General features: G+C 72.7%; 10 protein-coding genes. 8 read left to right on the top strand and 2 right to left on the bottom strand.

What is annotated here, in order from left to right:
* Positions 1-249 precede the first annotated feature (249 nt).
* From ACIQ7M_RS36415 to ACIQ7M_RS36405, 3 genes are read left to right on the top strand one after another with little or no spacing between them, the layout of a single operon-like run.
* Positions 250-1,446, top strand: coding sequence for a DUF5819 family protein (locus ACIQ7M_RS36415; RefSeq protein WP_403652279.1), 1,197 nt, complete (start codon positions 250-252; stop codon positions 1,444-1,446).
* Complete coding sequence (locus ACIQ7M_RS36410; protein ID WP_403652276.1) at positions 1,443-2,672, top strand: HTTM domain-containing protein; 1,230 nt, start codon at positions 1,443-1,445, stop codon at positions 2,670-2,672. Before ACIQ7M_RS36415 ends, ACIQ7M_RS36410 begins: the two co-directional genes overlap by 4 nt.
* On the top strand, positions 2,669-3,418 hold the full coding sequence (locus ACIQ7M_RS36405; RefSeq protein WP_403652273.1) for a TrmH family RNA methyltransferase: 750 nt from the start codon (positions 2,669-2,671) through the stop codon (positions 3,416-3,418). Before ACIQ7M_RS36410 ends, ACIQ7M_RS36405 begins: the two co-directional genes overlap by 4 nt.
* A gap of 63 nt (positions 3,419-3,481) precedes the next feature.
* Here ACIQ7M_RS36405 and paaN read toward each other — a convergent pair whose 3' ends face one another.
* Positions 3,482-5,194, bottom strand: coding sequence for a phenylacetic acid degradation protein PaaN (paaN, locus tag ACIQ7M_RS36400; protein ID WP_403652270.1), 1,713 nt, complete (start codon positions 5,192-5,194; stop codon positions 3,482-3,484).
* A 148-nt stretch (positions 5,195-5,342) separates the two neighbouring features.
* Here paaN and ACIQ7M_RS36395 point away from each other — a divergent pair, with 148 nt between their 5' ends.
* On the top strand, positions 5,343-6,857 hold the full coding sequence (locus ACIQ7M_RS36395) for a 3-hydroxyacyl-CoA dehydrogenase (RefSeq protein ID WP_403652267.1): 1,515 nt from the start codon (positions 5,343-5,345) through the stop codon (positions 6,855-6,857).
* Positions 6,854-7,444: a TetR/AcrR family transcriptional regulator gene (locus tag ACIQ7M_RS36390; RefSeq protein ID WP_355761958.1), complete on the top strand. Its 591-nt coding sequence runs from the start codon at positions 6,854-6,856 to the stop codon at positions 7,442-7,444. Before ACIQ7M_RS36395 ends, ACIQ7M_RS36390 begins: the two co-directional genes overlap by 4 nt.
* A 62-nt stretch (positions 7,445-7,506) precedes the next feature.
* Here the strand turns inward: ACIQ7M_RS36390 and ACIQ7M_RS36385 are convergent, their stop codons facing one another.
* A complete protein-coding gene (locus ACIQ7M_RS36385; protein WP_355761955.1) occupies positions 7,507-8,007 on the bottom strand; it encodes an Lrp/AsnC family transcriptional regulator in 501 nt (166 codons plus the stop codon).
* A 174-nt stretch (positions 8,008-8,181) separates the two neighbouring features.
* On the opposite strand from ACIQ7M_RS36385, the gene pdhA reads away from it, so the two are divergent.
* The 3 genes from pdhA to ACIQ7M_RS36370 are packed head-to-tail and all read left to right on the top strand — an operon-like array spanning position 8,182 to position 11,854.
* Positions 8,182-9,351 carry a pyruvate dehydrogenase (acetyl-transferring) E1 component subunit alpha gene (pdhA, locus tag ACIQ7M_RS36380; RefSeq protein ID WP_355761952.1) on the top strand — a complete coding sequence of 390 codons (1,170 nt, stop codon included), beginning with the start codon at positions 8,182-8,184 and terminating at the stop codon, positions 9,349-9,351.
* Complete coding sequence (locus ACIQ7M_RS36375; RefSeq protein ID WP_361688455.1) at positions 9,348-10,352, top strand: alpha-ketoacid dehydrogenase subunit beta; 1,005 nt, start codon at positions 9,348-9,350, stop codon at positions 10,350-10,352. The genes pdhA and ACIQ7M_RS36375 overlap by 4 nt, the downstream gene beginning before the upstream one ends.
* Complete coding sequence (locus ACIQ7M_RS36370) at positions 10,352-11,854, top strand: dihydrolipoamide acetyltransferase family protein (RefSeq protein WP_403652261.1); 1,503 nt, start codon at positions 10,352-10,354, stop codon at positions 11,852-11,854. Before ACIQ7M_RS36375 ends, ACIQ7M_RS36370 begins: the two co-directional genes overlap by 1 nt.
* Positions 11,855-11,969 lie beyond the last annotated feature (115 nt).

The following is an 11,969-nucleotide window of genomic DNA, read 5'->3' as shown; positions in this document are numbered from 1 at the left end:
ACCTCTCGCTCCCGACCGACCGATCGTTCGGTCCATTCGCAACAATGGTCGGTCGAGCGTCGTACGGTGTCAACCGCTGTGGACAACTCGTGGGCGTCGGCGTGCCCCGTTGTGACAGAGGGGGCTGTGCCGGAGGGCCGGCTCTGAGTACGGTTCGCTTGCGCACGTCGTGGTGCGATACGACGTGACGGTACGGTGCCCGCAGTCCGGTGGCCGGCAGTCGGATCCGGGATCGTGGAGCGGGGCGGGATGGACGCGAGGCACGAGGGCTCTGAGCGCGAGCCGGGTTCGGCCGCGCCCGAGGAGGGCGCGCCCGGTGTCACCGGCGCTACGCCGTTGCCCGGCCCGCGACCGGCCGACGAGGCAGTACCCCGCCCGGGGCCCCGGGCGACCGGGCCCGGCACCGGGGCTGCCGAGGAGGACGCGGCGGAGCCCTCCGCGGAGCCCGAGAGCCCGGAATCGGGGGCCGTCGCCTCCGCGGCCGCTCAGGAGCCCACCTCGGCGACCGCCGCTCCCGCCCTCCCTGACGAGCCCACCTCAGTGCCCACCGCCCCCGCCTTCCCTGACGAGCCCGCGTCAGCGACTGCCGCCCCCGCCCTCCCCGAGGAGTCCACCTCAGCGATCGTTGCTCCCGCGCCGGCTGAGGCGCCCGCGTCCGTCAGGGGTGCTCCCGCGCTCCCCGAGGAGCCCGCGTCGGCGCCCGCGGACCTCGACGGGACCGCATCCGGTACGACGGCACCCCTGGAGTACCCCGGAGAAGCCGGCTGCCCGGGGGACGGGTTGCCCGGGGGACTCGCGGCGCTGTCCCTGCGCTCGCAGATCGTCGCCGCCCTCACCCTGGCGGTCGTGGCCGTCGCCGCCTGTACGCACCTCGGCATGGTGTTCCTGCATGTCGCGCCGTCGAACACGGTGACGAAGCAGCACGGCCGCGCGATCGACGACTGGATCTACCCCGAGTTCGAGCAGAACTGGAAGCTCTTCGCCCCCAACCCGTTGCAGCAGGACATCGCGGTCCAGGTCCGCGCCCTGGTCCGCACCGAGGACGGCACCAGCCGCGAGACCGGCTGGTACGACCTGTCCGCGCTCGACGGACAGGCCATCGACGGGAATCCGCTGCCGAGCCACACCCAGCAGAACGAACTGCGCCGCGCCTGGGACTTCTACGCCGCCACGCACGACGGCGAGAACCGTGCCGTGGGCCTGCGCGGCGATCTCTCGGAGCGCTATCTGCGCCGTATCGGCGTCCTGCGCCTCCACCGCGAGCACGCGGGCGGCGAGGGCGCCGTCATCGAGCGCCTCCAGTTCCGCTCCCTCACCACCGACGTGCCGCCTCCACCGTGGAGCGACGAGAAGGTGTCCGACCGGCCCGTCGTCCGTGAGCTGCCCTGGTGGGCCGTTCCGCCCGGCGACCGCACGGACGGGCTGACGGAGGCGAGCGCCCGATGAACCGATTCGCTCCCGCGCTCGCGCGCGGCATCGCCCGGGTCACCGAGTCCGCCCTCGGTCCGTACCAGAGCGCCGTGGTCCGTATCGGCCTGGCCGCCACCTGGCTGCTGTTCCTGCTGCGCGAGTACCCCCACCGCCAGGAGATGTACGGGCCCGACGCGCCCTGGAGCTGGGACCTCGCCCGGCAGCTCGTCGCGAGCAACCACGCCTTCACGGTCCTGTTGTGGTCCGACAGCCGGTTGTGGTTCGAGACCGTCTACGCCGTCGCCGTCCTCGCCGCCGCGCTGTTGCTGGTGGGATGGCGGACCCGCGCGGTGTCCGTGGTCTTCATGATCGGTGTGCTGTCCCTGCAGAACCGCAGTGTCTTCGTCGGGGACGGCGGGGACAACGTCCTCCACCTGATGGCGATCTACCTGGTGTTCACGCGCTGTGCCCGGGTGTGGTCCCTCGACGCGCGGCGGGAGCGCCTCGCCCGCGGGACACAAGCGCGGGGCGAGCGGACCGGGCCGGACCGGGCGGGCCCGATGCTGTGGGCGGGGCTCGGGATCGCGCTGGCGGTGGCGACGGGCGCGGGGTGGATCGACGGGGGTTTCCTGGGCGGCTGGCTCACGGTCTTCTGGGGGCTGTGGGCGGCGCAGGCGCTGTGGTGGGCCGTCGGCCGATTCGCCCGTACCGCGGAGCCGCGCGTCCTGCTGGACATCGTCGCCAACCTCGTGCACAACGCCGCCCTGATGATCATCATGGCCGAGGCGTGCCTGATCTACGCGACGGCGGGCTGGTACAAGATCCAGGGTTCGCGCTGGCAGGACGGCACCGCCGTCTACTACCCGCTCCACCTGCGGTCCTTCTCCCCGTGGCCGGCGCTGTCCGACCTGATGTCCGCGCACGGCACGATCGTGATGCTGGTGACGTACGGGACGGTCGCCGCACAGGTCGCGTTCCCCTTCACCCTGTTCAACCGGCGGGTCAAGAACGTCCTGCTGGCGGTCATGATGACCGAGCACGCGGTGATCGCCGTGGTCCTCGGGCTGCCGTTCTTCTCGCTCGCGATGATCGCCGCGGACTCCGTGTTCCTGCCCACGTCCTTCCTGCGGTACCTGGGCGGACGGGTGGCACGCGCACGGGACAGGCTGTTCTCCGGCGGCGGCCGTACTCTCCCGGGGCCCCGGAAGCCGGAACCGGCTTCGGAGGAGCCCGGGCACACGCACGTAGGCTTCACCGCATGAACGACCCGGTACGTGTCTGGCGCCGGCTCTGCGGCGACTCCGTCCTGCTCGACGGCTTCCACGCCCTCAAGCACGCGGTGCGCTTCGGGGCGCGGATCCAGGTCGCCGTCACGACCGACCGGCCGGCGGTCCTCGAACTGGCCGCCGAGCTCGCCCCCGACGTGCGCGCCGCGCTCGACGAGCTGGTGACCGAGGTCCCCGAGCCGGCGTTCACGGCACTCGTGCCGCGACCGCATCCCACCTCGGTGGCCGCTCTCGCCGTACGGCCCTCGCGTGCCGCCAACCTGGAGACGCTGGCCCGCGCGCCGCGTACCGCGCCCGTGGTCGTCCTCGACGATCCGCGCAACCTCGGCAACGCGGGGGCGGTCATCCGCCTCGCGGCGGGCTTCGGCGCGACCGGGGTGGTCACGACGGGCACGCTCGACCCCTGGCACCCCACCGTCGTACGCGGCGGGGCGGGCCTGCACTACGCGACCGCCGTGGAGCGCCTGAGCGTGGACGAACTGCCGGCGGGTCCGGTGTTCGCGCTCGACCCCGAGGGCGAGGACATCCGGGGCACGAAGCTTCCCGACGACGCCCTGCTGGCCTTCGGCTCGGAGCGCAGCGGGCTGTCCGCCGAACTGCGCTCACGAGCCGACCACCTGGTCTCGCTGCCGATGCGCCCCCAGGTCTCCAGCTACAACCTCGCGACCAGTGTGGCCATGACGCTGTTCCACTGGAGCGCCACCGGGGACGCACCGGCCTAGGACGTGTCCGACCCCAGGGCCTGTCCGCCGGACAGGCCCTGGACGCCCGAAGGGCTTCGGGGCTCACGCCTCCCGGCGTACCTCGATCACCCGGAAGCGGTTCGCCACGAACGCCCCGTCGCACAGCGCCGCGTTGGCCGCGGCGTTGCCGCCGGAGCCGTGGAAGTCCGAGAACGCGGCCGTCTGGTTGACGTAGACCCCGCCCGTGAGGTTCAGGGAGAGCTGGGCGAACTCCTCCAGGCAGGCCTCCTGCACCTCGCGCTCGAACGCCTCGTCGGTGGTGTACGCGCCGACGGTCATCGCGCCCTTGTCCCGCGTGGTGTGCCGCAGGAGCTCCACGGCCTCCGCGGCCGAGTCGACCGCGACGGCGAAGGACACCGGACCGAAGCACTCGCTCAGGTAGGCGGCCTCGTCGTCGCTCCCGGCGTTCTCCCAGAACTTGCGCGCGCCGTCCAGCTTCACGATCAGCGGTGAGCGCACGACGGCACCCGGGAACTCCGGGTTGTCGATCTGCCGCGAGGGCAGGGCCACCTCGCCGAGACCTGCGGCGGCCTCCAGCCGGGCCTTGACGTCCGGGTTCACGATGGCGCCGAGCAGCGCGTTCGCGCGGGCGTCGTCGCCGAGGAGTCCGCCGACCGACTTCGCGAGATCGGCCACCACCTCGTCGTAGGACTTGTGGCCCTCGTCCGTGGAGACGCCGTCGCGCGGGATCAGCAGGTTCTGCGGGGTGGTGCACATCTGACCGCTGTAGAGCGACAGGGCGAACGCCAGGTTGGACAGCATCCCCTTGTAGTCGGCGGTCGACTCCACGATCACCGTGTTGACGCCGGCCTTCTCCGTGTAGACCTGCGCCTGGCGGGCGTTGGCCTCCAGCCAGTCGCCGAAGGCGGTGGAGCCGGTGTAGTCGATGATGCGGATCTCGGGGCGGGTGGCCAGCGTCTTGGCGATGCCCTCGCCGGGGCGCTCGGCGGCGAGCGCCACCAGGTTCGGGTCGAAGCCCGCCTCGGCGAGCACCTCGCGCGCGACCCGCACGGTGAGCGCGAGCGGGAGCACCGCGCGCGGGTGGGGCTTCACCAGGACCGCGTTGCCCGTGGCCAGCGAGGCGAACAGACCCGGATAGCCGTTCCACGTCGGGAAGGTGTTGCAGCCGATCATCAGCGCGATGCCGCGCGGGACGGGCGTGAACTGCTTGGTGAGCGCGAGCGGGTCGCGCTTGCCCTGGGGCTTGCTCCACTCCGCGGTGTCGGGGGTGCGGACCTGCTCCACATAGGCGTAGGCCACGGCCTCCAGACCGCGGTCCTGCGCGTGCGGGCCGCCCGCCTGGAACGCCATCATGAAGGCTTGGCCGCTGGTGTGCATGACCGCGTGCGCGAACTCGTGCGTGCGGTCGCTGATCCGCTTGAGGATCTCCAGACAGACCACCGCGCGGATCTCCGCGCCCGCGTCGCGCCAGGCGCGCTGCCCCGCGCGCATGGCGGGCAGCAGCGTGTCGATGTCCACGTGCGGGTACGTGACGCCGAGCTCGATGCCGTACGGCGACACCTCGCCCCCGACCCAGTCGTCCGTGCCCGGCTGGTCCAGGTCGAGGCGGGTGCCCAGCAGGGCGTCGAAGGCGGCCTTGCCCTCGGCCATGCCCAGGCTGTCGTGCTCGCCGTACGCCTTGGGGTGCTCGGGATGCGGGGACCAGTACGCGCGCGTGCGGATCGCTTCCAGCGCCTGATCCAGGGTCGGCCGGTGCTTGGCGATCAACTGGTGCGCGGTGAGTTCGGCGGCCATCAAGGACCAACTCCTTGTCTCAAGAGCTCCTCGTCGAGCTCGCGAGCTGGGCAGGAATGGACAGTCAGAGTTAGAGTAACCGAACGATCGGTCGGGACAAGGGGGTCCGCCGCATCTGTGGAAAACGTCGTGCGGGAGGATCGCGCACATGACAGCAATCGACCTCAGCAGCCCCGTGGCAGTCGTCGGCACCGGCACCATGGGCCAGGGCATCGCCCAGGTCGCGCTGGTGGCCGGCCACCCGGTGCGGCTCTACGACGCCGCTCCCGGGCGCGCCGCGGCGGCGGCCGAAGCGATCGGCGCCCGTCTCGACCGGCTCGTCGCGAAGGACCGGCTCACCGGTGCCGACCGGGACGCCGCGCGCGCCCGTCTCCAGCCGGCGGAGCATCTGACCGACCTCGCGGACTGCGCGCTCGTCGTCGAGGCGGTGCTCGAAGAACTCGACGTCAAGCAGCGGCTGTTCGGCGAGCTCGAGGACATCGTCGGGGACGACTGCCTGCTCGCCACCAACACCTCCTCGCTGTCCGTCACGGCCATCGGCGGCGCGCTGCGCAATCCGGGCCGTCTCGTCGGACTGCACTTCTTCAACCCGGCGCCGGTGCTGCCGCTCGTGGAGGTCGTCTCCGGGTTCGCGACCGACGTCACCTCGGCCACGCGCGCGTACGAGACGGCCCGCGCCTGGGGCAAGACGCCCGTCGCCTGCGCGGACACGCCCGGTTTCATCGTCAACCGCATCGCGCGGCCCTTCTACGCCGAGGCCTTCGCGGTCCACGAGTCCCAGGCCGCCGACCCCGCCACCATCGACGCGGTCCTGCGCGAGTCCGGCGGCTTCCGGATGGGCGCCTTCGAACTCACCGACCTGATCGGCCAGGACGTCAACGAGTCCGTCACCCACTCCGTGTGGCGGTCCTTCTTCCAGGACGTGCGTTTCACGCCCTCGCTCGCCCAGCGACGGCTCGTCGAGTCGGGCCGGCTCGGCCGCAAGACGGGACACGGCTGGTACGACTACGGGGACGGCGCCGAACCCGCCGAGCCGCACACCGCGGAGAAGGCGCAGGCGCCCGCGTACGTCGTCGCCGAGGGCGACCTGGGCCCCGCCGCCGAGATCCTCTCCCTGATCCGCGAGGCGGGCATCCGGCTCCGGGAGGACGAGGAGGACCACGGCACCCGCCTGGTGCTGCCGAGCGGCGGCCAACTGGTCCTCGCCGACGGCCAGACCTCCGTCGAGTTCCGCGACGTCGTCTACTTCGACCTCGCGCTCGACTACCGCAAGGCCACCCGGATCGCCCTGTCGACGTCCCAGGACACCGCTCCTCAGACGCTCTCGGAGGCCATCGGGCTCTTCCAGGCGCTGGGCAAGGACGTGAGCGTGATCGGGGACTGCCCCGGCATGATCGTCGCCCGCACGGTGGCCCGGATCGTCGACCTCGCGCACGACGCGGTCGCCAAGGGCGTGGCCACGGAGGAGGACATCGACACCGCGATGCGCCTCGGCGTCAACTACCCCCTCGGCCCCTTCGAGTGGAGCCGCAGGCTCGGCGCCGACTGGTCGTACGACGTCCTGGACGAACTGCACGTGCGCGACCCCTCCGGGCGTTACGCCCCGTCGCTGGCGCTCTACCGCCACGCGTACGGCAACGAGAAGCGGGAGGGCGCCCAGTGACCACCGCCAAACGGGACACGTACACCCCCGAGACGCTGCTCTCCGTCGCCGTCCGGGTCTTCAACGACCGCGGCTACGACGGCACCTCCATGGAGCACCTCTCCAAGGCCGCCGGCATCTCCAAGTCGTCGATCTACCACCATGTCTCGGGCAAGGAGGAGCTGCTGCGGCGCGCGGTGAGCCGGGCGCTGGACGGCCTCTTCGAGATCCTCGACGAGGAGCACGCGCGCGTGGGACGGGCCGTGGAGCGCCTGGAGTACGTGGTGCGGCGCATGGTCGAGGTGCTCACCTCCGAGCTGCCCTACGTGACGCTGCTCCTGCGGGTGCGCGGCAACACGGACACCGAGCGGTGGGCCCTCGAGCGGCGCCGCGACTTCGACCACAGGGTCGCCGAGCTTCTGAAGGCGGCGGCCGCGGACGGGGACGTACGCGGCGACGTCGAGGTGCGGCTCGCGACCCGGCTGGTCTTCGGAATGATCAACTCACTCGTGGAGTGGTACCGCCCCGACGCGCGGGGCATGGGTGCGCGGGAAGTGGCCGACGCCGTGGTGGTGCTGGTCTTCGGAGGGCTCCGGCAGGAGCCCTGAGAGCGTCTGCGGGGCCGTGGAGCCGGGGCCGGGCCGGTCCCCGCGGGCCGCTGCCCACGGCGTCAGGCCTCCGGCTCCAGGTCCTCCTCCTCGAAGACCAGCAGCGTCCTGCTGCTGAGCACCTCCGGGATGGCCTGGAGCCGAGTGAGCACCAGCTCGCGCAGCGCCCGGTTGTCCGGGGTGTGCACCAGCAGAAGGACGTCGAAGTCGCCGCCCACCAGGGCGATGTGCGAGGCCCCGGGCAGCACCCTCAGCCGCTCCCGCACCGTGCGCCAGGAGTTCTGCACGATCTTCAGGGTGATGTACGCCGACGTGCCCTGACCCGCGCGTTCGTGGTCGACGCGTGCCCCGAAGCCGCGGATCACACCGTCCTCGATGAGCCGGTTGATCCGCGCGTAGGCGTTGGCCCTCGAGACATGGACCCGCTCGGCCACGGAACGTATGGAGGCACGGCCGTCCGCCTGCAGCATGTGCAGGATGTCCTGGTCGATCGCGTCGAGCGGACGGGCGGGCGGCGCGGAGGGCCCGGCCTCCGGCGGCTCGGCCATTTGTTCAGGTGCCATGTCCCCCCGCCTCCCTACCATGGACGTACTGCGTCCATCTCAGGCCGCGCAGAACCGTTTGTCCACAGCCTGGCGGCGCCTGTAGCCAAAATGTGCCGGCGACCGAACAATCGGTAGGTGAGGCGCATCACACCCGTGACGCGTCCGAAGCCGCTCCCACGAGGAGGTGCCGTCATGACGGTCATGGAGCAGCGAGGGGCCTACCGGCCCACGCCGCCGCCCGCCTGGCAGCCCCGCACCGACCCCGCGCCGTTGCTGCCCGACGCGCTGCCCCACCGCGTCCTCGGCACCGACGCGGCCGCCAAGGTCGATCCGGCCCTGCTGCGCCGTCTGCACACGGAACTGGTCCGCGGCCGCCGGTACAACGTCCAGGCCACCGCGCTCACCAAGCAGGGCCGTCTCGCCGTGTACCCGTCCAGCACCGGACAGGAGGCCTGCGAGGTCGCCGCCGCGCTCGTCCTGGAGGAGCGCGACTGGCTCTTCCCGAGCTACCGCGACACCCTCGCCGCCGTCGCCCGCGGCCTCGACCCCGTCCAGGCCCTCACCCTCCTGCGTGGCGACTGGCACACCGGCTACGACCCGCACGAGCACCGCATCGCCCCCCTGTGCACCCCGCTCGCGACCCAGCTCCCGCACGCCGTGGGCCTCGCGCACGCCGCCCGCCTCAAGGGCGACGACGTGGTCGCGCTCGCCCTGGTCGGCGACGGCGGCACCAGCGAGGGCGACTTCCACGAGGCGCTGAACTTCGCCGCCGTGTGGCAGGCACCCGTCGTCTTCCTCGTACAGAACAACGGCTTCGCCATCTCCGTCCCGCTCGCCAAGCAGACCGCCGCCCCGTCGCTGGCCCACAAGGCCGTCGGCTACGGGATGCCGGGCCGCCTGGTCGACGGCAACGACGCGGTGGCCGTGCACCAGGTCCTGAGCGAGGCCATCGCCCACGCGCGCGCGGGCGGCGGTCCCACCCTCGTCGAGGCCGTGACGTACCGCATCGACGCCCACACCAACGCCGACGACGCCACCCGCTACCGGGTCGACGCCGAGGTCGAGACCTGGCGAGCCCACGACCCCGTCGCGCTGGTGGAGCGCGAGCTGACCGAGCGCGGCCTGCTCGACGAGGCCGCCCTCCAAGCGGTGCGCGACGGCGCCGAGGCGATGGCCGCGGACCTGCGCGAACGCATGAACCAGGACCCGGTGCTCGACCCCATGGATCTGTTCGCCCATGTGTATGCCCAGCCCACTCCTCAACTGCTCGAGCAGGAGAGTCAGTTGAGAGCGGAGCTGGACGCCGAGGCGGACGGCACGCTCGGAGCGGGCCCGCACGGCCCGGAAGGAGCCGGGCGATGACCACGGTTGCCCTCAAACCGGCCACCATGGCGCAGGCGCTCGGACGCGCCCTGCGCGACGCCATGGCCGCCGACCCCTCCGTCCACGTCCTGGGCGAGGACGTCGGCACCCTCGGCGGGGTCTTCCGCGTCACCGACGGACTCGCCAAGGAGTTCGGCGACGACCGCTGCACGGACACCCCCCTCGCCGAGGCGGGCATCCTCGGCGCGGCGGTCGGCATGGCCATGTACGGCCTGCGGCCGGTCGTGGAGATGCAGTTCGACGCGTTCGCCTACCCGGCGTTCGAGCAGCTCATCTCGCACGTGGCGAAGATGCGCAACCGCACGCGCGGCGCCATGCCCCTGCCCATCACGATCCGCGTCCCCTACGGCGGCGGCATCGGCGGCGTCGAGCACCACAGTGACTCCTCCGAGGCGTACTACATGGCGACCCCGGGCCTCCACGTCGTCATGCCCGCGACCGTCTCCGACGCCTACGGACTGCTGCGCGAGGCCATCGCCTCGGACGACCCGGTCGTCTTCCTGGAACCGAAGAGGCTGTACTGGTCGAAGGATTCCTGGAACCCGGACGAGCCGCCGGCCGTTGAGCCGATAGGCCGCGCCGTGGTGCGGCGCCCCGGCCGGAGCGCCACGCTGATCACGTACGGGCCGTCCGTGCCCGTCTGCCTCGAAGCCGCCGAGGCGGCGCGGGCCGAGGGCTGGGACCTCGAAGTCGTCGACCTGCGCTCGCTGGTGCCGTTCGACGACGAGACGGTCGCGGCGTCGGTGCGGCGGACCGGACGCGCGGTCGTCGTGCACGAGTCGGGCGGGTTCGGAGGACCGGGCGGAGAGATCGCGGCCCGCGTCACGGAGCGCTGCTTCCACCACCTGGAGGCGCCGGTGCTGCGCGTCGCCGGGTTCGACATCCCGTATCCGCCGCCGATGCTGGAACGGCACCACCTGCCCGGCGTCGACCGGATCCTGGACGCCGTGGGACGGCTGCAATGGGAGGCGCAGAGCTGATGGCACAGGTGCTGGAGTTCAAGCTCCCCGACCTCGGGGAGGGACTCACCGAGGCGGAGATCGTCCGCTGGCTGGTGGAGGTCGGTGACGTCGTCGCCGTCGACCAGCTCGTCGTCGAGGTCGAGACGGCCAAGGCGATGGTCGAGGTCCCCTGCCCCTACGGCGGCGTGGTCACCGCCCGCTTCGGCGAGGAGGGCACCGAAATGCCCGTCGGGGCACCGCTGCTGACCGTCGCCGTGGGCGCGCCGGCCGCGGCCGAGGACAGCGGGTCCGGTCCGGACGAGCGGAGCGACGAGGGCTCCGGGAACGTGCTCGTGGGGTACGGCACCGGAGCGCCCCCGGCGCGGCGCCGGAGGGTGCGCCCCTCCGGCGGAGCCGCCGCACCGGCCGGGGCGCCGTCCCCGGCGGGCGCGTCGCCGGCCCGGCCCGGGCCGGGCCGCCCCGAACCCGTCGGTGCCGTGCCGCCGGCCGCGGCAGGCACACCGCGGGCTGCCCGCAACGGCGTCGCGCCGTCGCGGGGCGACGGCCCCGTGCCGGTCATCTCGCCGCTCGTGCGCCGGCTCGCCCGGGAGAACGGCGTGGACCTGCGGGAGCTGGAGGGCTCCGGCCCCGAGGGACTCATCCTGCGCGCCGACGTCGAGTACGCGCTGCGCGCGGCGGCGACCGGCCGGCTGCGGTCGACCGCTCCCGCCGGATCCGGCGTGCCCGCCGCGGCGCCCGCGTTCGACGCTCCGGCCGATCAGGTGACCTCGTACGCGGACATCGCGTCGGTGGTGCCCGGCGCGTCCGGCGTCTCCCGCGGCACGACCCCGGCGGGCGTCCGTGTCCCCCTCAAGGGTGTGCGTGGCGCCGTCGCCGACAAGCTCTCGCGCAGCCGGCGCGAGATCCCGGACGCGACCTGCTGGGTGGACGCCGACGCGACGGAGCTCATGCAGGCACGCAGGGCGATGAACGCGGCCGGCGGCCCGAAGATCTCCCTGCTGGCACTGCTGGCCCGGATCTGCACCGCGGCACTGGCCCGTTTCCCGGAGCTGAACTCGACGGTCGACATGGACGCCCGCGAGATCGTCCGGCTCGACCAGGTGCACCTGGGCTTCGCGGCCCAGACCGAGCGCGGGCTCGTCGTCCCCGTCGTGCGGGACGCGCACGCACGGGACGCGGAGGGTCTGAGCGCGGAGTTCGGCCGGCTGACCGAGGCGGCCCGGACCGGGACGCTGACGCCGGCGGACCTCACGGGCGGCACGTTCACGCTCAACAACTACGGCGTGTTCGGCGTCGACGGTTCGACGCCGATCATCAACCACCCCGAGGCGGCCATGCTCGGCGTCGGCCGCATCATCCCCAGGCCGTGGGTGCACGAAGGCGAGTTGGCGGTGCGTCAGGTCGTCCAGCTCTCGCTCTCCTTCGACCACCGCGTCTGCGACGGCGGTACGGCGGGCGGCTTCCTGCGGTATGTGGCGGACTGCGTCGAACAGCCGGCGGTGCTGCTGCGGACTCTGTAGGACGCGAGGTCCGGTCACCCCCGGATCCGTGCCGTGCCCCGGGGGTGGCACCGCCTTCCCGGGCGCCCATACTCGGGGCATGACCGCGTACGAGCCCGAGGGCGCGACCGGGCGG

Origin of the sequence: Streptomyces sp. NPDC096324, from assembly GCF_044763015.1 — a bacterium.
Taxonomy (GTDB): domain Bacteria; phylum Actinomycetota; class Actinomycetes; order Streptomycetales; family Streptomycetaceae; genus Streptomyces.
Note: the sequence above shows the minus strand (reverse complement) of the source record. Positions and strands in the feature narration are given on the sequence as shown.